This window comes from Methylorubrum suomiense, assembly GCF_022179765.1.
Lineage (GTDB): Bacteria > Pseudomonadota > Alphaproteobacteria > Rhizobiales > Beijerinckiaceae > Methylobacterium > Methylobacterium suomiense.
In genome coordinates this window covers 41,506-63,155 of sequence record NZ_BPRE01000018.1, presented here as the reverse complement: position 1 = coordinate 63,155, position 21,650 = coordinate 41,506, and the positions used below count along the sequence as shown (strand labels likewise).

Here is a 21,650-nt window from a genome sequence, read left to right as displayed (position 1 = left end):
GAAGAAATTTCTTACCCCTCGAACATCACCGCGCACCGGCGCAGCGAAAAATGCCGCCCGGGCGGCAGGTTTTGCCGACTCTGCCTGCGGCGACGTCCCTGGAAAGTCCGGACCGGGATCGCTATAGACACGGCAGACGCGCGCGCCGGGGCCCCGGCCCGCTCGCGCCCTCGCGACGGCCCGCACGGGCCCCATCACGGCCATGAACTCGCTCGATCTTCCGAAGCCTCCGCACGAGACGCGCGTCGTCGTCGCCATGTCGGGCGGCGTCGATTCCTCGGTGGTGGCCGGCCTGCTGAAGCGCGAGGGCTACGACGTCGTCGGCGTCACGCTCCAGCTCTACGACCACGGCGCCGCGACCCACCGGAAGGGCGCCTGCTGCGCCGGCCGCGACATCCACGATGCGCGCAGCGTGGCCGAGACCCTCGGCATTCCCCATTACGTCCTCGATTACGAGGACCGCTTCCGCGAGTCGGTCATCGACCGCTTCGCCGAGAGCTACCTGTCCGGCGAGACGCCGATCCCGTGCGTCGAGTGCAACCGCTCGGTCAAGTTCCGCGATCTCCTCGGCATGGCCCGCGACCTCGGCGCCGAGGCCCTCGCCACCGGCCATTACGTCGCGAGCCGGCCCGCCCCCGGGGGCGGGCGCGCCCTCTACCGCGCCCTCGATCCCGCCCGCGATCAGAGCTACTTCCTCTACGCGACGACGCCCGAGCAGCTCGCCTTCCTGCGCTTCCCCCTCGGCGAGCGGCCCAAGGACGAGACCCGCGCGCTGGCCCGCGAGCTGGGACTGACCGTCGCCGACAAGGCCGATAGCCAGGACATCTGCTTCGTGCCCCAGGGCGGCTATGCCGACGTGATCGCCAAGCTGCGGCCGGAGGCGACCCGCCCCGGCGCCATCGTCGATCTCGAAGGCCGCCAGCTCGGCGAGCATCAGGGTATCGTCCACTACACCGTCGGCCAGCGCCGGGGCCTGAAGCTTTCGGTCGGCGAGCCGCTCTACGTCGTGCGGCTCGAGCCCGAGACCGCCCGCGTCGTCGTCGGCCCGCGCGCCGCGCTCGCCACCCGCCGCATCCGGTTGACCGACCTCAACTGGCTGGGGGAGGGCGCCCCCGAGGCGTTGACCGACCTGCCCGTGGCGGTCCGGGTGCGCTCCACCCGCGAGCCGCGGCCCGCGCGCCTGTCGTGGAACGCCGCCGAGGCCTATGCCGAGGTCGAGCTCGCCGCCCCCGAGGACGGGGTCTCACCGGGTCAGGCCTGCGTGATCTACGAAGATGACGGCCCCCGCGCCCGCGTGCTCGGCGGCGGCACCATCCGGCGCATCGGCGCGTTGCAGGCGGGGGCGGCCGAGGCGGCTTGATGGAAGCCGTCGTGGACGTCTCCGTGAGAACCTGCGGGCTTCGCCCGTCGCATTCCGGTTTTCCGACACCTCACATCCCGTCGCACCGTCCCGGCCTCCGCCCGGCTCGAGGCGCGACGGGACGACTGGATAAAGGGTCACGCACGAGATGCTGAGAGAGCGGGCGCCCGAGGCCGGGCCGACCACCGACCTGATGCGCAAGGCCTATGCCCGCTGGGCGCCGGTCTACGACGTGGTCTACGACAAGCTGACCGAGCCCGCCGCCCGCGCCGCCGTCCAGGCCGCCGTCGCCCACGGGCCGCGGGTGCTGGAGGCCGGCGTCGGCACCGGCCTGTCGCTCGGCTACTATCCCCGCGACAGCTTCGTCTGCGGGGTCGATCTCTCCGAGGACATGCTCAAGCGCGCCGGCCGCAAGGTCGCCCGCCGGGGGCTCAGCCACGTCAAGGGCCTGCAGGTCATGGACGTGTGCCGCCTCGGCTACAAGGATGCCAGCTTCGACGCGGTGGTGGCGCAGTTCCTCATCACCCTGGTGCCGGATCCGGAGGCCGCGCTCACCGAATTCCTGCGGGTGGTGCGCCCCGGCGGCGGCATCGTCCTCGCCAACCATTTCGGCCAGTCGAACGGGCCGGTCGCCCGCGTCGAGGAGATCGTCGCTCCGCTCTGCACCAAGATCGGCTGGTCCTCGGACTTCAAGGCGACCCGGATCGAGGCCTGGGCCCGTCGCAACGGCGTCGAGGTGGTGGGCCTCGCCCCGACCTTCCCCGGCGGCTTCTTCAAGATCCTCCGGATGCGCAAGCCCGGGTGATGGACCGTCACGGGTTTCCGAAGGGACCATCCCCTTGGCGAGGCCAGGGGGATCTGCCCTGGGCGGCGCCCCGCTCTCCCGTTCGACCGGGGCTCCGCCCCGGACCCGCGAAAGGACTTGTCCTTTCGACACCGATGATCGTCCGATGACGGAGGCCGGGCCCCGGCGGCGTGCTTGGCTGCGCTGGCTGCCGCTCGCGGTGCTGCTGGCCCTGTCCCTCGGGATCGCCGCGGCGGGCGGCGCGCAACTCCTCGATCTCGACCGCATTTCCGAGGCCCGCGCCTCGCTCCAGGCCGCCGTCGCCGAGGACCCGGTGCGGGCGATCGCCCTCACCGTCCTGGTCTTCGTCTGCGGCGTGGTCGTCTCGATCCCCGCCGTCACCGTCGCCCTCACCGCCCTGTCCGGCCTGCTGTTCGGCACGCTCACCGGCGCCCTGATCTCCGTCGGCTCGGCGACGACCGGGGCGATGATCGTGTTCTCGATCGGGCGGCTCGCCGCGGGCGACCTGATCCGGCGCCGGGCCGGGGCACGCCTCGGCCGCTTCGCCGAGGGCTTCCGCCGCGACGGCTTCGGCTACGTCCTGACCCTGCGGCTCCTGCCGATCTTCCCGTTCTGGATGACCAACCTCGCCCCGGCGGCCTTCGGCGTCTCGTTCCGCAGCTTCTTCCTCGCCACCCTGCTCGGCCTGATTCCCGGCGCCTTCATCTTCTCGGGCCTGGGCTCGGGGTTGGACGAGGTGCTGACCGCCCGGGACACCACCCGGGATGCCTGCCTCGCCGCCGGCGGCAGCGATTGCGCGGTCGGCCTCGACCTGCGCTCCCTGGTCAGCCCGACCCTCCTCGCCGCGCTCGCGGGCCTGGCGGGCTTCACCTTGCTGTCGGTTTATCTGCGCAGACGGGTTGAGCGGCGGACGCTCCGCGCATAAGACTTGCGCACAAGCGAGTGGCGCACACCCTCTAGCCTCAGAGAGCCTCGCCAGAGGCCCCGCAAGGACGCGCCGCTCTCATCGAACCATCACAACTACGGGTAACTCTTGAGACGGCCCCGCTTTCCGTTCTCGCGCCGGGTTGGCACCCCGGAACGAGCGGACCGGCACGAATCGGCGGCTTCCGCCGCCCTTCCCTTGCACTGTGAGGCATCGGCCGGGACTGCATTCAAGGTGGAAGCCCCCGGCTTCCGCCCGCTCTCCCGCCTGCGCCTCGGCCTGTCGGGCCGGCTCTTCCTGCTCACCGTGGCCTTCGTGGTCCTGGCCGAGATCCTGGTCTTCGTCCCCCTCCTGGCGAGCTACCGGCAATCGCGCCTGTCCGATCGCGTGGCGGCGGCCCAGGTCGCGGCCTTGGTGCTGCGCGCCGCGCCCGAGGGCAACGTCTCCGAGGATCTCGCCCGGCGCCTGCTGACCGGCCTGGGCGCCCGGGCCATCGCGGTGCGCGACGGGGAGGCTTGGCGGCTGCTCTCGGTCGATCCCATGCCGGAGTCCGTCGCCGAGACCGTGGATCTGCGGGTGCAGGATTGGGAAGGCTCCATCCGCGGCGCCTTCCGGACCCTGCTGTTTCCCGCCGACGCGCCGATCCGGGCGGTCGGGGGCGGGCAGGGCGGCGTCGGGGCGGTCGAGATCCTGCTCGACGAGGCGCCCCTGCGCAGCCGTCTCATCGCCTTCGCCCTGCGCCTGCTCGCGGCCTGCGCCGTCATCGCCGCCATCGCGGCCGGCCTCGTGTTCTTCGTGCTGCAACGGTCGATCGTGCGGCCGGTCCTTCAGCTCGCCCGCAACATCGCCGCCTTCGCGGACGATCCCGAGCGCTTCGACCGCCCGGCGGCCTGTTCGCGCCGCACCGATGAGATCGGACAGGCCGAGACCGCGCTCGCCCGGATGAAGGCGGCACTCGGCGGCGAGCTGCGCCAGAAGCGCCGGCTGGCGGAACTCGGCCTCTCGGTGAGCAAGATCAACCACGAACTGCGCAATCTGCTGACCACCGCCCAACTCCTCGGCGACCGGTTCGAGACGGTGTCGGACCCGGTGGTGCAGCGCGTCGCCCCGCGCCTCGTGGCGACCCTCGACCGGGCGATCCGCTTCTGCGAGGCGACCCTCGCCTACGGCCGGGCGACCGAACCCAACGCCCAGCGCCGCATGGTCGCCCTGGCTCCGCTCCTCGACGAGCTGACCGATCTCAGCGGCCTGATGCCGGCCGCGGGGGTGGAGGTGAGCGTGTGCGCGCCCGCCGATCTCGAGATCGACGCCGATCCCGAGCAGCTCCTGCGGGCGCTGACCAACTTGGTGCGGAATGCGGTCCAGGCCCATGCGGCGGCGCGCACCACGGACGCGAGCGTCGTCATCGAAGGTCTGCGCGACGGCTCCCGCGGCGCGGGCCAGGTCACGATCCTCGTCGTCGATAACGGTCCCGGCGTGCCACCCCGCGCGCGGGCCAACCTGTTCGCCGCCTTCCAGGGCTCGACCCGCCCCGGCGGCACCGGCCTCGGCCTCGCCATCGCTTCGGAACTGGTGCGCCTCAACGGCGGGACGCTGGGCCTCGACGAGACCGCCAACGGCGCCTGCTTCCGCATCGTCATCCCGGATCGGGCGATCCAGGCGAAGGCCGCCTGACGTCCTCGCCGATCCGGCGAGCGCCGTCCTTCGAGCAGGAACGCGCGGACCCCGCTATCCGGGACGTTGCATCGGCCGAACCGCATGAAGGGCCGGAGCAACGCGCGTGAGGCGCCATTCGCACGCCTCGGCTGTCACCGTCGCGTCAAATACTCTGGCTTCCACCCGAAGGAGCGTGAAAGCCCCTGAGCGGCGGCTACTCCGCCGCCGCGAGCGTCAGGCCCGGCACCGGCACGCCGATGTCGCGGAGCAGTTCGGCATCGGCATCCGCCTCGTTGTTGGCGGTGGTGAGCAGGCGCTCGCCGTAGAAGATCGAGTTGGCGCCCGCCAGGAAGCACAGGATCTGGGCCTCGCGGGTCAGGCTCTTGCGCCCGGCGCTGAGACGCACGCGCGCTCTCGGCATGACGATGCGGGCGGTGGCGCACATCCGCACGAGGTCGAGCGGATCGATCGGCGGGCGGTCCTCCAGCGGGGTGCCCTCGACGGCGACGAGGGCGTTGATCGGCACGCTCTCGGGATGCGGGGCGTGGTTGGCGAGCACCTGCAGCATCTCCGCCCGGTCGCGCACCCGCTCGCCCATGCCGACGATGCCGCCGCAGCAGACGCCGATGCCGGCCTCGCGCACGTGCTCCAGCGTCTGAAGCCGGTCCTCGTAGGTGCGGGTCGAGATGATGTCGCCGTAGAATTCGGGGCCGGTGTCGAGGTTGTGATTGTAGGAGGTGAGCCCGGCCTCCGCGAGGCGTTGCGCCTGGCTCTGGGTCAGCATGCCGAGGGTGACGCAGGCCTCCATGCCGAGGCCGCGCACGCCGCGCACCATCTCCAGCACCGCGTCGAATTCCGGCCCGTCCTTCGGCTTGCGCCACGCCGCGCCCATGCAGAAGCGGTGCGCCCCGTTGGCCTTGGCCGCGGCGGCTTCCTTCAGCACGGCATCGACCGGCATCAGCCGCTCGCGCGGCAGGTTCGCGCCCTTGTGGTGGGCCGATTGCGGGCAATAGGCGCAATCCTCCGGGCAGCCGCCGGTCTTGATCGAGAGCAGGGCGGCCCGCTGGATGTCGGCCGGATCGTTGTGGGCCCGATGCACAGAGCCCGCCCGATGCACGAGGTCGAGCAGTGGCATGTCGTGGATGGCCTGGATCTCGGCGAGCGTCCAATCATGCCGAATGGCGGCCGGGACAGCGGCGGGGGAGGCGAGGGGGACCACGGTGTCGCTCATGCGCACCTTTGAGAGCGAAGGCGGCGGAAAAATCAAGCCTTGCCTTGGGATGCCTGCGGCACAGCACGCCCAGGCGCCACCCCAATCCCGCCGCCCGTCATCGCGGGATGGCCGCGAAGGGCGATCCCGAGAAGCGTCAGGGCTGTTTCAGGCTCATCCGAGGGAGGGAAACCCCAACTGGCATCCGTGACTGAAGCGGGGCCGTATTGCAATCAGAAGGCGTATTTGATACCAAAGCTGCGGTACGGCCGAGACTTTCGATGCGCGCCTCTCCCAGAACCTCCGTTATGATGGCGCTCGTGGTACTACTTCCGCTCCCCGCAGGAGCCCGACAGCTCTGCGGGCGAGAGGTTTTGCCCTTCGAGGATATGGTGGCCACCCTTGAGGCCGAACTGGGCGTGGAGGTGGCGCGCAAGACCCCGACTTATGTCGAGGTCAGCGATCCAAAACGCCTGATGTTGTGGTCCCTGTGGAAGGCGAGGGGAGCTCAACCATCGGCCTATATCTGCCGGAAGATCGTCCAAGAAGACGGGCAGGTAAAGATCGAGATGTTCGCCGAATGTCACGGGCAAACCGCGCAATGCGACGGCGTGGTCGGCCGCCTCCTCGCGGAGCAGAACCGCCGGACGGCGCCGTTTCGGCCATAGCCATCCTGAATCCCTCCGGCCTCCGTACCGACGCCTCCACCTCAAGGGCTGATCATCAATTCGTCGGCTCGCCCGCCGCGACCTTCGCGGTCCAGTCGTCGAAGGCCACGACCCGCTGGCGCTGCTCGCCCAGGCCGGCGATGCGCAGCATCATCTCGTCGTCGCTGCGGAGGAAGCGCGGCGGCTTCATGCCCAGCCCGACGCCCGGCGGCGTGCCGGTGGTGATGACGTCGCCGGGCTCTAGCATCATGAAGTGCGAGACATAGGCCACGATCTGCGCGACGTCGAAGATCATGGTGGCGGTGGAGCCGGTCTGCATCCGCTGCCCGTTGAGGTCGAGGCTCATCGAGAGGTTCTTCAGGTCCGGGATCTCGTCGAGCGTCACCAGCCAGGGGCCGAGCGGCCCGAAGGTCGGGCAGCCCTTGCCCTTCGTCCAGGTGCCGCCGCGCTCCATCTGGAATTCGCGCTCCGACAGGTCGTTGCAGATGCACAGACCTGCGACGTAGCGCAGGGCCTCGTTGGCGTGGACGTAGGACGCGCGGGCGCCGATCACCACGGCCAGTTCCACCTCCCAATCGGTCTTGGCCGAGCCCTTCGGCAGGATCACCGTGTCGTTGGGGCCGACGATGCAGGAGGGCGCCTTGTTGAACAGGATCGGCTCCGCCGGGATCGCCGCGCCGGTCTCGGCGGCGTGGTCGGCGAAGTTGAGGCCGATCGCCACGAAATTGCGGGTGCCGCCGACGCAGGGGCCGAGGCGGGTGCCGGCCGGGAGCAGCGGCAGGCTCCCGGGATCGAGGCGGGCGAGCCGGTCGAGGGATTCGCGCGACAGGCCGGGCCCGGCGAGATCGCGCAGGACGCCCGAGAGATCGCGCAGGCCGCCGCCGTCATCGACGAGCCCCGGCTTCTCCTCCCCGCTCTCGCCGTGCCGGATCAGTTTCATCGCCGGATCTCCTCGCGTCTCTGCCGCGACGGGCCCACGCGCATGGCCATCGTGGGGACGGGGCGCGCGGCCGCTCTTGATCGAGGCAACGCCGACACCGCTCGGTCCGGTTCCCGACCGGCCCCTCGTCAGGCCGCGCCCGCGTCGTTGCCGTCATGACAGACGGCTCCGGGCACAACCGTCGCGCTAAAGTTACATTTGTTTATTATTTGGTAAGGCTGCCATCCGAACCCTCGACAGGTGGCACCGATCGATTCGATCGTCGCTTCCGATGACGAACAAGACACGCGGAGACGGACGACTATGACGGGGGGGACGACCCGGGCGATCACCATCGCCGGGATCATCGCGGCATCGATCGGTGCCACGACGGACGTGCAGGCCGGTGCCTTCGGCTTGCGGGAACAGAGCACTCAGGGGCTGGGCCTCGCCTTCGCGGGCGCGGCATCGGGCGCGGCGGGCGTGTCCTCGATCTTCTGGAACCCCGCGACCGTGACGATGCGGCCGGGCTTCACCTCCGAGCAGAGCCTCACCTTCGTCAACCTGACGGGCGAGATCCGGCCGACGGTCGGCACCGCTCCCTTCCTGCTGCCCTTCGGCGATTCCGGCGAGATCGGCCAGGGCGCGGTGCTGCCCGCGGGCGCGACCAGCTACCAGCTCACCGACCGCCTCTCTTTGGGCCTCCAGACCGGCACGCCCTTCGGTCTCGTCACCAAGCCCCGCCCCGACTGGGCCGGCTCGGTCTACGGACGCTCCTCTCGGGTCTTCTCGCTCGCGTTCAACCCGGTGATCGGCTACCGGGTGACCGATTGGCTCTCGATCGGCGTGGGCGCCAATATCGAGTATTTCCGGCTGACGCTGCGTCAGGCCATCCCGGTGCCCGGCCTGTCCCCGGCGCTCTACCCGCCCTCCTTCGTCAAGGGCGAGTCGTGGAGCGTGGGCTGGACCGCCGGTGCAACCATCACCCCGTGGGACGGCACCGTGCTCGGCATCGGCTACCGCTCCTCGGTTCACCACGACATCGACGGCTCGATCGGCTTTCCCAACCCGGCTCTGGCCAACGTGTTCGGCTCGATCAGGGCCAACCTCAACACGCCGGAGAAGCTCAGTGTCGGCCTGACCCAGGCGATCAACCCGGTCACCCGCATCAATCTGGGCTTCGAATGGGACAACTGGTCGCGAATCGGCGACATCGGCATCGTCTCGAACCTGACCGGCACCACGGTCAGCCACCTGCCGCTCAACTTCAAAGACTCCTACTTCTACTCCGTCGGCCTGGAACATGACTGGTCGCCGAACCTCACGGTCCGCGGCGGCCTCGCCTACGAGGACGGGCCGATCGACACGTCGAACCGCTCGGTGCGCCTGCCCGACGGCGACCGCATCATCGCCTCCGTCGGCGCCAGCTACCGCTGGAACGACAAGCTGACCCTCAATGCCAGCTACGCCCACCTCTTCGTCGGCAAGAACCGGATCCTCGCCGGGCCGGGCCGCAACTTCGATGTCGGCATTCCCTTCGCCGCCATCGCCGATGTGAGCGCCGATCTCGTCTCGGTCGGCTTCCGCTACGCCTGGGACAGCCCGGCGAGCGTCGCCCCGGCCCCGCTGGTGCGCAAGTACTAGGTCATCGTCCGACCAAGTGGATGCCGGCTCACCGGAAGGATTTGCGCCGCCCCGGATCGAAGTCCGGGGCGGCATTTTCATGTGCCGTCGCCACTTGGCACCGCCCCGCTCAACAATCGATCCGAGCACGGCACGGAAGCCTCGATCATTCGAGCGAAGCGATCATCAATAGAGGCGTGACGTTGCGACAATTCCGCCCAGTTACGCGGTATCTTTGAGCAAATACTCGAATTGCGCCGAAAAATTCTCGTGAAGACCCGAATCGTAGCACCGTATTAATGGCCATCCCCGAGAGCTGAGTGGGGGTTCGGGCGATCACGATGGTCCATCTATGTTCAGCATCGTCGCCTGCATCGCGCAGGAGCACGACCTCGGCCTCGTGGCGCTCTCGGCCGGCATCTGCCTGCTCGGCTGCTTCTCGACCGCGACGCTGATGGCGCAGGCCGCGCGGCTGCGCGGGCGCAGGGTCCTCCCCTGGCTCGGAGCCGCCGCCCTCGTCTTCGGCAGCAGCGTCTGGTCGCTGCATTTCGTGGCGATGCTGGCCTTCCGGCCGGGGACACAGGCCGCCTACGCCCTGATTCCGACCGCCGTCTCGATCGCCGTCTCGATCGGTGGAACGCTCATGGCCCTGATGGTCCGGGAGCGGATGGGCGCGACGACGCTCGGGCTCGCGGGAGCCGGCCTCCTCCTCGGGGCGGCGATCGCCGGCATGCATTATCTCGGCGTCGGCGCGATGGGGGCGAACAGCCTGCTCCACTTCGATCCCGGCTACGTCCTCGCCTCGCTGGCGATCTGCGGATCGCTGGCGATTTTGGCCCTCCTTCGGGCCGACGAGCTGTCGCGGCTCGGGCGGCGCCTCGAAGTCACCCTGTGGCTGACGCTCGCGATCTGCGGCCTTCACTTCACCGGCATGACCGGCCTGACCGTCGCGCCGCTGGCGCCGGTGGAAGGCGGCTTCGTCGTGGGCTCGACGCAGCTCGGCCGCGTCGTCGGGCTCGTCAGCCTCGCCGTGCTGGCCGCGGGGCTGAGCGCGCTGCTGACGCAGCGGCATCTGACGCAGCGCCGCCTGGACGAGCTGAGCCGGATGCGCCTTCTCAGCAACCTCGCCCACGAGGCCCTGTTGCTCCATCGCGACGGGCGCGTGCTGGAGATCAACGAGGCCGGCACGCGCCTGTTCGCGATGCCGGCCCAGGCCATGATCGGCCGTCCGCTGTTCGACCTCTTCGCCGATTCCGCCATTCCCGCCCTGCTGCGACGGGAGCGCTGCGACCCGCAGGACCGCTTCCCGGAGGAGCTCGACATCCGCACGCGCTCGGGCGCGCAGGTGCCGGTGGAACTGTCGTGCCGGGCGATCACCTATCTCGGCCGTCCCGCGACCGCGGTGGCGTTGCGCGATCTCAGCCAGCGTCGCCGCGACGAGGCGCGGATCCGCCATCTTGCCCTGCACGACGCCCTGACCGACCTGCCGAACCGCACCCTGCTGGAGGAGCGCCTCGTCCACGCCCTCGGCGTGGCGGCCGACGAGGGCTCGCAGCTCGCCGTGATCTATCTCGACCTCGACCGGTTCAAGCCGGTCAACGACGTCCACGGCCACGCCGCCGGCGACGCGCTGCTGGTCCAGGTCGCCGAGCGGATGCGGGCGGCGCTCCGCCCGACCGACACCCTCGCCCGCATCGGCGGCGACGAATTCGTCGCCGTGCTGCCGGGCATCGCCATGCCCGAACAGGCGGCCGAGATCGCCGGGCGGCTCGTGACCGTGCTCGGGATCCCGTTCCGGATCGCCGGGAACCGCGTCGAGATCGGCAGCTCGGCGGGCATCGCCCTGTTCCCCGGCGACGGCACCACCGCCGGGGCCCTGTTGCGGGCCGCCGACACCGCCCTCTACCGGGTCAAGGACGAGGGGCGCGGCGCGTTCCGTTTCTTCGAAGCGGTGATGGACGTGCAGCTCCAGAACCGCCGGGCGCTGGAGCAGGAGTTGCGCGGGGCCATCGGGCGCGGCGAGTTGCGGCTGTTCTACCAACCGATCGTCAACGGCAGCACCGGGGAGATCGAGACCTTCGAGGCCCTGGTGCGTTGGCAGCACCCGATCCGTGGCCTCATCTCGCCCGCGGCCTTCATTCCGCTCGCCGAGCAGACCGACCAGATCGCGCGGATCGGCGAGTGGGTCCTCGACACCGCCTGCGCCGCGGCCGCCGCCTGGCCGCTGCCCTGGCGCGTCTCCGTCAACGTCTCACCGAAGCAATTCCGGCAATCCGACCTGCCGGCGCTCGTGGCGGCGGCCCTCGCCCGCCATGGCCTGACGCCGAGCCGGCTGGTGCTGGAGATCACCGAGGGCGTGTTCATCCAGGATGCCGACACGGCCGTGGCGGTGCTCACCGACCTGCGGGGGCTCGGCGTGCGCCTCGCGCTCGACGATTTCGGCACCGGCTACTCGTCCCTGAGCTACCTGCAGCGGTTCAAGTTCCACAAGATCAAGATCGACCAATCCTTCGTGCATCGCCTGGGGCAGGACGCGGATTCGCTCACCATCGTGCGCGCGATCACCCATCTCGGGCACAATCTCGGCCTTCAGGTCACCGTGGAGGGCATCGAGACCGCCGAGCAGCTCGGGATGCTGCGGGACTTGGGCTGCGACCAGATGCAGGGTTACCTGTTCGCACGACCGGCCGCGACGACGGCCTCGGAGTTCGACCGCGCCCGGTTGCGGAGCCTCTTCGCCGAGGCGCCGATGAAGATCAGCGCCTGAGCCCCCGGGGCGAGAGCGGAGGCGGAGGGAGCGCCGAACGCGCCGAAGGGGGTGGGATCCGTTCAAATGGCGCAGCGGTGACGCCGCGTCGCTCATGTCCAGGCAACGACCGACCGGACACCGTGCCGATCGGTCGCCTTTCGAGCGGCCTTCACGCGTCGGCGATCCCGTCGAAGGCGAGGCACAGATGCCGCGGCCCCCGCAGCGATGCGCCGGGCCGGTAGGGCGGCGGATCCTCGACGAGGCGCGGGTTCTTCAGCCGGCGGGCCAGGGAGACGAGGGCGACCTCGGCCTCGATCCGGGCGAGCGGCGCGCCGACGCAGTAATGCAGGCCGCCGCCGAAGCCGAGATGACGGTTGTCGGGCCGGTCCGGATCGAACCGATCGGGATCGGCGAAGCGGGCCGGATCGCGGTTGCCCGAGGCGAGCAGCAGCACGACCGGCGCATCCTTCGGGATCGTCACCCCGGCGATCGGGATATCGGCCACCGCCAGACGGGTGCGATACTGGACCGGCGGCTCGTAGCGCAGCATCTCCTCGATCAGGCGCGGGGCGATGCCGGGATCGTCGCGCAGCCGCTCCCAATGTTCGGGACGGCGCAGCAGCGTCAGCACGCTGTTGGTGATCAGGTTCACCGTGGTCTCGTGACCGGCGACCAGGAGCAGGACGGCGGTGGCGATCAGGTCGAAATCGTTCATCGTCTCCGCCCCGTCCTCGTCCGGATCGTCGCCCGAGGCGTTGCCCGGCTTGGTGCCGTTGGCGAGGTCGGTGAGGATGTCGTCCTGCGGCTCCTTGCGCTTCTTGGCGATCAGGTCGCGCAGGAAGTCCGAAATCTCGGTGAAGCACTGCTCGTTCTTGGCTTGCGTCTCCTCGTCGGCGCGCTGGTTCGGCTCCAGGGCGGTGGCGAGCTGGGTCGCCCAGCCCTGGAATTGCGGCTCGTCCTCCGGCGGCACCCCGAGGAGCTTGCAGATCACCGTGACGGGTAGCGGATAGGAGAAGTCGTCGACGAGATCGATCTGCGCCTTGCCTGCGAATTTCCCGATTAGCTCGTTCGTGAGGTCGGCGGTCTCCTCGCGCATGCGCCGTACCCGCTCGGGCGAGAAGGCGCGCATCACGAGGCCGCGCAACCGGTCATGGTCGGGCGGATCGCGGAAGATGAAGGGCTGGTGGCGCCGCCGGATCTCGGCGCGGATCGGGCGCACGAACAGGTCGGTGATCGGATGCCCGGTCCAGCGGAATTTCTGGGGGTCGGGCAGATCCTCGGAGCTGATGCGCGGATCCGAGACGAGCCGGGCGATCTCGGCATGCGTGCTGACGACGTAGGTCCCGTCCTCCTGCCGGCAGACCGGCTGGCGCCGCAACTGCGCGAAGAGCGGGTAGGGGTTCGCCCGGTTGTCGGGGTCGAGCACCTGCTCGAACAGCGTGGTGCAGCTCACGTCACGGCTCCTCAATGCGGAGGCGAGGCTGGTCGATCGCGCCCTCGATCGGCGGAAACGGCGCCCCCTCGCGGATCGCGGCCTCGTAGGCCGGCAACCAGCGGGCGCTGTCGATCGAGGCCGCCGCCACGGTGCGGCCCTCGCGCCCGTAGAGCGCCACGAAGCGGCGCGCGTCGAGCGAGCCGTGGACGACGGCGAGGCTGTCGGCGCCGTCGGCCAGCCCGACGAGCTTGATCGTCAGCCCGAATTGCTGCGACCAGAAATCCGGCAGGTGATCGTGGCGCGTGAGCCCGGTCGCGGGACCGGCCAGCATGTTGCGCGCGGCCGCCTCGGCCTGCGCCCGCGCATTGCCCCAATGCTCGACGGCGACCAGCGCCTCGCCCTGATGCGGGTTCGGCCAGCGCGCCACGTCGCCGGCCACGAACACGTCCGGGACGATGTCGCCGTTCGCGCGGATCGCCCGGCAATAGCCGTCGCAGAGCACGCCGCCCTCGTCCGCCGCGAGGCCCGAGCCTTCGAGCCACGCGACGTTGCGAACGGCGCCGATCGCGGCGACGAGGAGATCGGCCTCGATCCGCTCGCCGTCCTTCAGCGTCACGCCGGTGAGGCGGCCGCCCTCGGAGTCCATCCGCTCGATCTCGGCCCCCAGGCGCAGATCGACGCCGCGCTCCTGCGCGATCGTCCCGACGAGGCCGCCGAGGCGCGGCCCCAGAGCGGCGGCGAGCGGTTGTCCGTCGCGCACCAGCAGGCTGACCGGGATGTCGAGGTCGCGGCAGGTCGAGGCGACTTCGAAGCCGATGAAGCCGCCGCCCACGAGGACGACGCGCTTCGGACCCGCCTTGAACCGTGCCGAGAGCCGGGCCGCATCGTCGCGGGTGCGGAGGGTGAAGACGCCGTCGAGCGACGCCTCCTCCGGGTTCGGCCAGGGTCGCGCCCGGGTACCGGTGGCGATCAGCAGGCGATCGTAGGGGAGGGTCGAGCCGTCGGCGAGCGTCACGGTGCGGGCCTCGCAGTCGAGGCGGCTCGCGGGCGTGCCGAGGCGGAACTCCGCGCGCAGCTCCGGACGGCGCGGGAGGGTGGTGTCCGGCGAGAACAACCCGCGCAGCACCTGCTTCGACAGCGGCGGCCGGTCGTAGGGCGCGTGCGGCTCGTCGCCGACCAGGGTTAGCGCCCCGGCAAAGCCCTCCGCGCGCAGGGCATGGGCGGCGGAGAGGCCGGCAAGCGAGGCGCCGACGACGAGGATCCGCTCGGGGGGGCCGGACGGGCCTGCGGTCACTTCGTCTCTCCGGCCGGGTCGGGCAGGGCGGTGATGGCCCGGACCGGGCAGGCATGGACCGCCCGCTCGATCTCGGCGCGGGCGGCCTCGTCGGGGGAGGGGTCGTAGACCAGTGCCTCGCGCCCATGCAGCACGAAGTGCCGCGGCGCCGCGTAGACGCATTGGGCGTAGGCCTGGCAGCGGTTGAGATCCACGACGACCTTCATGCGCGCTTCGCTCGTGCTCCTGTGGGCGGATTGGGGCGAGCCGGGGGCTCGGACGCCGCTCGACGGGGGGAATGCTTCGGGAAACGCTGATCGCGGCCGGATGTCCCCGTCGCGCTCCACGTTTTCCCAGAGGTGAGCTAGGGCGGGGCAGGGGGCTCCACCATGCCCGCACGGACGCCGCCCGCCGCCGCAAACGCCGCAGGGCCTGCGCCGGGCGGTCCGTTACGGCGCGAGCCCCTCGCGGGCGAGCGCCGAGACGCCGCGCAGGGCCGCGAGCGCGCCCAGGGCCGAGCCGCCGTAGCGCTCGATGCCGGCGCGGCGCAGGATGAGGGCGGAGAGCAGGGCCTTGGGGGCGTTGGCGGCGAGCATCCCGAGGCTCGGGTTCGGCAGGCCGTATTTGCGCGAGACGTAGGCCCGCGACCACGCTTGGTGCCAGCGCGTCCGAAGAACCCGGCCGGGCTGCGGCGCCGAGGAGCGCCCGCGCCCGTGCAGCGCCACGGCGCCGTGGACGTGGATCAGGGCGCGGCCCGCATCCGCCACCCGGCGGCAGAGGTCGTCATCCTCGTAGAACAGGAAGATGTTCTCGTCGAACCCGCCGAGTCGGAGGAAGAGGGCCCGCTCGACCATGAGGCAGGCGCCCACCAGGAACGGGGCGCAGGCATCGCCCTCGGGCAGGGCGCGCAGGCCCTTCGGATTGGTTAGGTAGGGGGCGAGCAGCGAGCGGGGCTGAAAGAAGAAGCGCCCGTCCGGCTCGTGGATGCGCGGGGCGAGGAGACCCGCATCGGGCCATGCCCGCGCGGCCGCGATCAGCGCCGCGGCGGCACCGGGCTGGAGGATCAGGTCGGGATTGAGGATCAGGACGTGGGAGGCGTCCGCGGCGGCGCGCACGCCGATATTGTTGGCGCGGCCATAGCCCTCGTTGCGGGGATGGGCGACGACCCGCGCGCCGTGCGCCCGCGCCACCGCGACGGAGGCGTCGCGGCTGGCATTGTCCACCACGATGACCGGGACGCCTTCGCGATTCAGGGCCGCGAGACAGTCGGGCAGGGCGTCGGCGCTGTCATGGGCGACGACGACGGCGGTGAGGGCCGCCCCGCTTCCTCCCCCCTCCCCCGTGGAGGGGGGAGGGTTTGGAGGCTGCCTCACCCCTTCTTCTCGGGCAGGTTCAGCCGGATACGCAGCTCGCGCAGCTGCTTCGGCGTGACCTCGGCGGGGGCGCCCATCATCAGGTCCTCGGCGCGCTGGTTCATCGGGAACAGCACGACCTCGCGGATGTTCGGCTCCTCGCAGAGCAGCATGACGATGCGGTCGACGCCCGGCGCGATGCCGCCGTGCGGCGGGGCGCCGAGGCGCAGGGCGTTCAGCATGCCGCCGAACTTCTCCTCCAGCACGTCGCGGCCGTAGCCCGCGATGGCGAACGCCTTCTCCATCACGTCGGGGCGGTGGTTCCGGATGGCGCCGGACGACAGCTCGATGCCGTTGCAGACGATGTCGTACTGGAACGCCTTGATCCCGAGGATCTTCTCGGAATCCGCCTCGCCGAGCGCCAGGAAGTCCTCGCGCTCGAAATTGGGCATCGAGAACGGGTTGTGGGAGAAGTCGATGCGCTTCTCCTCCTCGTTCCACTCGTACATCGGGAAGTCGACGACCCAGCAGAACGCGAACTGGTCCTTATCCGACAGGTTCAATTCGTCGCCGATGCGGATGCGCGCCTTGCCGGCGAGGCCGGCGGCCTTGGCCTCGGTCCCGGCGGCGAAGAACACCGCGTCGCCCGCCTTGGCGCCGGCTTTCGCGGCGATCCGCGCCTGGATATCGGCGGGGATGAACTTGGCGATCGGCCCCTTGCCGGTGAGCGCGCCGCCCTCCTCCTCGAACACGATGTAGCCCAGGCCCGGCGCGCCCTCGGAGCGGGCCCAGTCGTTGAGCTTGTCGAAGAACGAGCGGGGCTGGCCAGCGGCCCCCGTGGCGGGAATCGCGCGCACGACGCCGCCCGCCTTGATGACGCCCTTGAACGCCTTGAACTCGACCGCGTCCTCGGCGAACTCGTCGGTGACGTCGGCGATGATCAGCGGGTTGCGCAGATCCGGCTTGTCGACGCCGTATTTCAGCATCGCGTCGGCGTAGGTGATGCGCGGGAATTCCTTCGTGACGCGCTTGCCGTTGGCGAATTCCTCGAACACGCCGCGCAGCACCGGCTCGACCGCCTGGAACACGTCCTCCTGCGTGACGAAGCTCATCTCGATATCGAGCTGGTAGAACTCGCCCGGCGAGCGGTCGGCGCGGGCATCTTCATCGCGAAAACAGGGCGCGATCTGGAAGTAGCGGTCGAAGCCCGCGATCATCGTGAGCTGCTTGAACTGCTGCGGGGCCTGCGGCAGCGCGTAGAACTTTCCGGGATGGACCCGCGACGGGACGAGGTAGTCGCGGGCGCCTTCGGGCGACGAGGCGGTCAGAATCGGCGTCTGGAACTCGAAGAAGCCGCCCTCGCGCATGCGGCGGCGGAGCGAATCGACGATCGCGCCGCGCTTCATGATGTTGGCGTGCAGCTTCTCCCGGCGCAGATCCAGGAAGCGGTACTTGAGCCGCGTCTCCTCCGGATATTCCTGATCGCCGAAGACCTGGAGCGGCAGTTCGCCCGCGGGCCCGAGCACTTCGAGATCGTCGATATAGACCTCGACGGCCCCCGTCGGCAGGTCCGGGTTCTCGGTGCCCGCGGGCCGAGTGCGGACGCGCCCATCGATGCGGATCACCCACTCCGAGCGGACGATTTCGGCCGCCTTGAAGGCCTTGGAATCGGTGTCGATCACGCACTGCGTCAGGCCGTAATGGTCGCGCAGGTCGATGAAGAGCACGCCGCCATGGTCGCGGATGCGATGGCACCAGCCGGACAGGCGGACGCTTCCGCCGACGTCGGACGGGCGGAGCGCCCCGCAGGTGTGGGTACGGTAACGGTGCATGGCGGGCTCTTGAGAATGAGGCCGGCACCATTCACGGGGGAGGGGGGAAGTCAAGGATAAGCGGTCGCGCCGCCGACTTTCGCGCCGTTCACCCCTATTCCGGGACCGCATGGCGGAACCCGGAATCCACGATCGGCCACGACGCCTTTCATAGCCGCGCATCACGGGTCGATCCCGGGTTCCGCTGCGCGGCCCCGGGATGACGTCCGTGGGGTTACGGACGTCACAGTCGCGGGTCTAGGGCGTCCGACAGGCCGTCGCCGAGGCGGTTCAGGGCCACCAGGGTCAGCACCAGAAGGCCCGCGGGCGCCGCGAGCATCCAGGGCGCGGCCTCCAGCGCCCGCGCCCCTTCGGCGATCAGCACGCCCCAACTCGTCGCCGGCTCCTGCACGCCGAGGCCGAGGAAGGACAGGAAGCTCTCGAGGAGGATCACCCGCGGCACCAGCAGGGTCGCGGCGGCGATGATCGGCCCGAGCGTGTTGGGCACGGCGTGGCGCACCAGCACCGTCCCCGTACCGGCCCCGAGCGCATAGGCCGCGCGGACGAAGTCGCGGCTCTTCAGGCTGAGCGTCTGGGTGCGGACGATGCGGGCCATGTCGAGCCACTCGACCGCGGCGACCGCCACCAGCACCAGCCACAGGCCGGCGCGGAAGAACACCAGGAGCACGATGACGAAGAACACGAAGGGCAGGGCGTAGAGGATGTCGACCACGCGCATCATCAGCGCGTCGAGCCCCCCGCCGACGAGGCCCGCGACCGCGCCGTAGGCCACCCCCAGGGAGAGGGCGACCAGCGTCGCGACGAGCCCGATCAGGAGCGAGATCCGGCCCGCGACGAGGCAGCGGGTGAGCAGGTCGCGCCCGAGCATGTCGGTGCCGAGCCAGAAATGGAGACGCCGCACCGGCGCCTCGACGACGAGTCTGGTGTCGTCCGGCGACCGCTCCACGACGGTCGCGGTCCCGAACAGGTCGGAGCGGGGGAGGAGCACGAGGTTGCGCGCGTCGATGGGCTTCGGCGCCGTGAGCGTCAGGCGGACACGATCGCCCTCGGGGCGCACGTCTTCCAGGGTGACGCGCATGCGCAGGGCGAGCCTGTCGAGGGCCGGGCGCACCTCGCCGGGCGTCGGATGAGCCGACAGGCTCGGGGCGGTTCGCACGAAATCGGGATAGATCCGCTCCGGCGCATGGCCGGTGAGGAACGGGCCGATCAGGCAGGCGAGCGCGATGCCGACCAGCGCGATCAACGCCGCCACGGCGCCGCGATCGCGGGCGAGGCGGCGACGGGCGAGGGCGGCCAGCGACGCGCTCACGCGGCGGCCCTCACGCGGGGATCGAGGAGGGCGGCCAGGATGTCGGCGATCAGGTTGAAGACGAGGACGAGGATGGCCACCAGCACCACCGTGCCCATCACCAGGGTGTAGTCGCGGTTGAGCGCCCCATCGACGAAGTAGCGGCCGATGCCGGGCAGGCCGAAGATGGTCTCGACCACGACCGAGCCGGTCATCAGCCCGGCGGCGAGGGGGCCGAGCGTGGCCACGACCGGCAGCAACGCGCCGCGGAGCGCATGGCGGGCGACGCGGCCGCGCGAAAACCCCATGGCGCGTTGCGTCCGGATATGCGGCTGCACCAGCATCTCGGCGAGCGAGGCCCGGGTAAGCCGGGCGATGCCGGCGGCATGCGGGAGCGCCAGCGTGATCACCGGCAGGACGAGGTTTCTCAGATGTCCCCCGCCCCAGCCGCCGACGGGGAGCCATGCCAGCCCGAGCCCGAACCCGATCTGAAGGAGGGGGGCGACGACGAAGTTCGGCACCGCGAGCCCGAGGGAGGCGATGAGCCCGACGCAGCGGTCGGCGAGCCCTCCGCGGCGGAGGGCGGCGAGACTGCCGAGCGCGAGGCCGAGCCCCAGCGCCAGCACCAGAGCGAGCGCCCCCAGCGTCGCCGAGACCGGCAGGCCGCGGGCGAAGAGATCGGCGACGGTGAGATCGCGGAAGGTGAAGGAGGGCCCGAGATCGCCCCGGGCGAGACCGGCGAGGTAGCGGGCGAACTGCTCGGGCAGCGACGCGTCCAGGCCGTAGACGCGGCGCAGATTCTCCATGGCGGCGGGCGGCAGCGGGCGCTCCAGATCGAACGGGCCGCCGGGGGCGAGCCGGATCAGGAAGAAGCTGCCGGCGATCACGAGGAATAGCGTCGGCAGGCTTTGCGCCAGCCGGCGCAGGAGCAGGGCGGTCACGGATCGAGCCAGAGGTAGCGGGTGGGGGCGGCGTTGCGGATGTTCTCGTGCACGCCGTGCAGCCGGGGCGAGATCAGCGCCTTCGAGCGATAATGCAGCACCGGGATCCAGGGCAGTTCGTCGAGCACGATGGCCTCCGCGTCGAACAGCATCCGGGCGCGGCTCGCGACGTCGCGCTCCTGCGCCGCCGCCGTCAGCAGCCCGTCGAAGCGCGGATTCGACCAATGCCCGGCATTGAACCCATCGTTGCCGGTGCGCAGCAGAAACAAGAAGTTCTGCGGATCGGAATAGTCGGCGATCCAGGACATGCGGGCGAGGTCGAAATCGCCGCCGTCGCGCAGATAGGCGAAATGGGTCTTGGCGTCGGTGGCGACGAAGCGGGTCGTCACGCCGATGCCGCGCCAGACATCGGCCAGGGCGATGGCGGTGTTGCGGTTGTTGTCGGTGACGTTGAACCGGTACTCGACGCGCAACGGGTTTTCGGGGCCGAACCCCGCCTCCCTCAGAAGGCGCAGGGCCTGCTCTTCGCGGTCGATCGGTCCATCCTCGCGGCCGGGCAGGAGCGGGGAGAGCAGGGCGTTGTCGAGACCCGGCGGGCAGAAGGAATAGGCCGGGGCCATGGTCTCGCCCCAGACGGCGGCGCTCAGGAACTCCCGGTCTATGGCGAGCGACAGGGCGCGGCGCACCCGCGCGTCGTCGAAGGGCTTCTTGCGCGTGTTCACCCCGATGGCGAGGAGGCCGAGCCCCGGCCCGAGCCGCACCTGTGCGCCGAAGCGCGCCCTCAGCGAGGCGATCTGGTCGGCGGGGAGATCGGCGAGCGAGTCGATCTCCCCGGCGGCGTAGCGGCGCACCGCCGCCGCGAGGTCGGGGGTCGGCACGAAATCGACCTGCTCGATCGGGATCGCGCCCGCATCGCGGAAATGCGGGTTCTTCCGCAGGGTGATGCGGTCGTTCGGCACCCAATCGACCAGAGCGTAGGGCCCGTTGGTGACGGCGCGGCCCGGCCGGGTGAAGCCGTCGCCCCAGCGGGCGAGCGTCGGGCGGTGGACCGGCAAGGCCGTCTGGTGCGTCAGGAGTTCGAGGAAGTAGGGCACCGGCTCGGCCAGCCCGATCTCGACCGTGCCGGGGTCCGGGGCGGACACGCCGAGCGTCTCGGGGGGCGCTTCCCCGGTATTGACGGCGGCAGCGCCGCGGATCGGGAACAGCACCTCGGCGTATTTCGCCGCCGTCTTCGGATCGAGGATGCGGCGCAGGGAATACAGGAAATCCTCGGCCGTGACGGGATCGCCGTTCGACCAGCGCCCGTCGGGGCGCAGGGCGAAGCGGTAGGTCAGGCGGTCGTCGGAGACGCTCCAGCGCGCGGCGGCGCCGGGGATGATGGCACCGCGATTGTCGTAGGTGAGCAGCCCCTCGTACAGGTCGCGCAGGATATGCGCCTCGGCCACCGTCGAGGTCTTGTGCGGATCGAGCGTCTCCGGATCCGCGTCGTTGCCCCGGCGATAGACCGGCGCGTCCGCCGCCCGCGCCGGTCCCGCGGCGAGCGGAGGGAGCACCAGCCCCGCGGCGAAGGCGGCGCCTCCCCGCAGCCAGCGGCGTCGGTCGGGCCGCGCCACG

General features: G+C 70.7%; 17 protein-coding genes. 7 read left to right on the top strand and 10 right to left on the bottom strand.

The window, feature by feature from the left end; translation table 11 throughout:
* The first annotated feature begins 202 nt into the window (after positions 1-202).
* The 4 genes from mnmA to MFF26_RS22575 all read left to right on the top strand — a co-directional run bounded on the left by mnmA (position 203) and on the right by MFF26_RS22575 (position 4,764).
* Positions 203-1,360, top strand: a complete 1,158-nt coding sequence (mnmA, locus tag MFF26_RS22590; protein ID WP_137831154.1) for a tRNA 2-thiouridine(34) synthase MnmA — start codon at positions 203-205, stop codon at positions 1,358-1,360.
* A gap of 148 nt (positions 1,361-1,508) precedes the next feature.
* Positions 1,509-2,165, top strand: coding sequence for a class I SAM-dependent methyltransferase (locus MFF26_RS22585; RefSeq protein WP_137831155.1), 657 nt, complete (start codon positions 1,509-1,511; stop codon positions 2,163-2,165).
* 145 nt (positions 2,166-2,310) lie between these two features.
* Positions 2,311-3,090 carry a TVP38/TMEM64 family protein gene (locus MFF26_RS22580; RefSeq protein WP_137831156.1) on the top strand — a complete coding sequence of 260 codons (780 nt, stop codon included), beginning with the start codon at positions 2,311-2,313 and terminating at the stop codon, positions 3,088-3,090.
* Between the two features lie 234 nt (positions 3,091-3,324).
* A complete protein-coding gene (locus MFF26_RS22575; RefSeq protein ID WP_373324524.1) occupies positions 3,325-4,764 on the top strand; it encodes a sensor histidine kinase in 1,440 nt (479 codons plus the stop codon).
* 196 nt (positions 4,765-4,960) lie between these two features.
* Here the strand turns inward: MFF26_RS22575 and bioB are convergent, their stop codons facing one another.
* Entirely contained in the window at positions 4,961-5,977 is a 1,017-nt protein-coding gene (bioB, locus tag MFF26_RS22570) for a biotin synthase BioB (RefSeq protein ID WP_137831158.1), read from the bottom strand.
* Between the two features lie 371 nt (positions 5,978-6,348).
* Here bioB and MFF26_RS22565 point away from each other — a divergent pair, with 371 nt between their 5' ends.
* Positions 6,349-6,624 (top strand): hypothetical protein, encoded by a 276-nt coding sequence (locus MFF26_RS22565; RefSeq protein ID WP_238308598.1) that lies wholly within the window; start codon positions 6,349-6,351, stop codon positions 6,622-6,624.
* Between the two features lie 55 nt (positions 6,625-6,679).
* Here the strand turns inward: MFF26_RS22565 and MFF26_RS22560 are convergent, their stop codons facing one another.
* Positions 6,680-7,564 carry a fumarylacetoacetate hydrolase family protein gene (locus MFF26_RS22560; RefSeq protein WP_137831160.1) on the bottom strand — a complete coding sequence of 295 codons (885 nt, stop codon included), beginning with the start codon at positions 7,562-7,564 and terminating at the stop codon, positions 6,680-6,682.
* 303 nt (positions 7,565-7,867) lie between these two features.
* Here MFF26_RS22560 and MFF26_RS22555 point away from each other — a divergent pair, with 303 nt between their 5' ends.
* The gene (locus MFF26_RS22555; RefSeq protein WP_137831161.1) at positions 7,868-9,187 is read left to right on the top strand and encodes an OmpP1/FadL family transporter; all 1,320 of its coding nucleotides are present in this window, start codon (positions 7,868-7,870) and stop codon (positions 9,185-9,187) included.
* A 331-nt stretch (positions 9,188-9,518) separates the two neighbouring features.
* Positions 9,519-11,933, top strand: a complete 2,415-nt coding sequence (locus MFF26_RS22550; protein ID WP_238308597.1) for a bifunctional diguanylate cyclase/phosphodiesterase — start codon at positions 9,519-9,521, stop codon at positions 11,931-11,933.
* A gap of 151 nt (positions 11,934-12,084) precedes the next feature.
* Here MFF26_RS22550 and MFF26_RS22545 read toward each other — a convergent pair whose 3' ends face one another.
* The 8 genes from MFF26_RS22545 to MFF26_RS22510 all read right to left on the bottom strand — a co-directional run bounded on the left by MFF26_RS22545 (position 12,085) and on the right by MFF26_RS22510 (position 21,649).
* Positions 12,085-13,368: a cytochrome P450 gene (locus tag MFF26_RS22545; protein WP_137831163.1), complete on the bottom strand. Its 1,284-nt coding sequence runs from the start codon at positions 13,366-13,368 to the stop codon at positions 12,085-12,087.
* 1 nt (position 13,369) lies between these two features.
* Complete coding sequence (locus MFF26_RS22540) at positions 13,370-14,644, bottom strand: NAD(P)/FAD-dependent oxidoreductase (RefSeq protein WP_137831164.1); 1,275 nt, start codon at positions 14,642-14,644, stop codon at positions 13,370-13,372.
* Positions 14,641-14,850: a ferredoxin gene (locus MFF26_RS22535; RefSeq protein WP_137831165.1), complete on the bottom strand. Its 210-nt coding sequence runs from the start codon at positions 14,848-14,850 to the stop codon at positions 14,641-14,643. Before MFF26_RS22535 ends, MFF26_RS22540 begins: the two co-directional genes overlap by 4 nt.
* 222 nt (positions 14,851-15,072) lie before the next feature.
* On the bottom strand, positions 15,073-15,996 hold the full coding sequence (locus MFF26_RS22530) for a glycosyltransferase family 2 protein (RefSeq protein WP_137831166.1): 924 nt from the start codon (positions 15,994-15,996) through the stop codon (positions 15,073-15,075).
* Complete coding sequence (aspS, locus tag MFF26_RS22525) at positions 15,993-17,807, bottom strand: aspartate--tRNA ligase (protein ID WP_238308596.1); 1,815 nt, start codon at positions 17,805-17,807, stop codon at positions 15,993-15,995. The genes MFF26_RS22530 and aspS overlap by 4 nt, the downstream gene beginning before the upstream one ends.
* 223 nt (positions 17,808-18,030) lie before the next feature.
* Complete coding sequence (locus MFF26_RS22520; RefSeq protein ID WP_137831168.1) at positions 18,031-19,116, bottom strand: ABC transporter permease; 1,086 nt, start codon at positions 19,114-19,116, stop codon at positions 18,031-18,033.
* On the bottom strand, positions 19,113-20,036 hold the full coding sequence (locus tag MFF26_RS22515) for an ABC transporter permease (RefSeq protein ID WP_137831169.1): 924 nt from the start codon (positions 20,034-20,036) through the stop codon (positions 19,113-19,115). Before MFF26_RS22515 ends, MFF26_RS22520 begins: the two co-directional genes overlap by 4 nt.
* Complete coding sequence (locus MFF26_RS22510) at positions 20,033-21,649, bottom strand: peptide ABC transporter substrate-binding protein (protein WP_137831170.1); 1,617 nt, start codon at positions 21,647-21,649, stop codon at positions 20,033-20,035. Before MFF26_RS22510 ends, MFF26_RS22515 begins: the two co-directional genes overlap by 4 nt.
* Position 21,650: the final 1 nt, after the last annotated feature.

Excerpts from the sequence above, each read along its gene's own strand:
- MFF26_RS22535 (WP_137831165.1), bottom strand. The coding sequence starts at position 14,850 with ATGAAGGTCGTCGTGGATCTCAACCGCTGCCAGGCCTACGCCCAATGC.
- mnmA (WP_137831154.1), top strand. The coding sequence starts at position 203 with ATGAACTCGCTCGATCTTCCGAAGCCTCCGCACGAGACGCGCGTCGTC.
- aspS (WP_238308596.1), bottom strand. The coding sequence starts at position 17,807 with ATGCACCGTTACCGTACCCACACCTGCGGGGCGCTCCGCCCGTCCGAC.
- MFF26_RS22550 (WP_238308597.1), top strand. The coding sequence starts at position 9,519 with ATGTTCAGCATCGTCGCCTGCATCGCGCAGGAGCACGACCTCGGCCTC.
- MFF26_RS22580 (WP_137831156.1), top strand. The coding sequence starts at position 2,311 with ATGACGGAGGCCGGGCCCCGGCGGCGTGCTTGGCTGCGCTGGCTGCCG.
- MFF26_RS22585 (WP_137831155.1), top strand. The coding sequence starts at position 1,509 with ATGCTGAGAGAGCGGGCGCCCGAGGCCGGGCCGACCACCGACCTGATG.
- MFF26_RS22555 (WP_137831161.1), top strand. The coding sequence starts at position 7,868 with ATGACGGGGGGGACGACCCGGGCGATCACCATCGCCGGGATCATCGCG.
- bioB (WP_137831158.1), bottom strand. The coding sequence starts at position 5,977 with ATGAGCGACACCGTGGTCCCCCTCGCCTCCCCCGCCGCTGTCCCGGCC.
- MFF26_RS22560 (WP_137831160.1), bottom strand. The coding sequence starts at position 7,564 with ATGAAACTGATCCGGCACGGCGAGAGCGGGGAGGAGAAGCCGGGGCTC.